This window comes from Robiginitalea aurantiaca (assembly GCF_030380815.1).
GTDB classification, from domain to species: Bacteria; Bacteroidota; Bacteroidia; order Flavobacteriales; family Flavobacteriaceae; genus Robiginitalea; species Robiginitalea aurantiaca.
Genome location: NZ_JAUDUY010000050.1, coordinates 1 through 338 on the forward strand (window position 1 = coordinate 1; position 338 = coordinate 338).

General features: G+C 51.2%; 1 pseudogene. It reads right to left on the minus strand.

Features of this window, described 5'->3' with window-relative positions:
* Positions 1 to 338, minus strand: a pseudogene (locus QU605_RS15405) (hypothetical protein); the annotation flags it as partial.

Genomic DNA, 338 nt, shown 5'->3' on the forward strand with positions numbered 1-338 from the left:
TCCTGGATCTCGTTTGAGGAATCATTGTCGTTATCTGCCACTGAGATTGTCCCTCCTCCATCAGAAAGCGTGACATCCGTACCACTCTGGCTCAGAGTTTGAAGTTCATTGGTCGGATCCGCATCCGCATCGTCTACCAGGGAAGAAAGGTCGACCGTTACATCTGTGGTTCCTTCACTTATGGTTAGTACATTACTACCATCCAAAGCCGCTCCGGTTACATCGTCATCGGCTACCGCATCTACATACGCTTTGGTAGCTGCATCCTGGGCTGCCGTCGGATCTGCAAGATTGGCAATGGCTGCGCCTCCGGCATCATTGCCTTCTGTAAGTACACT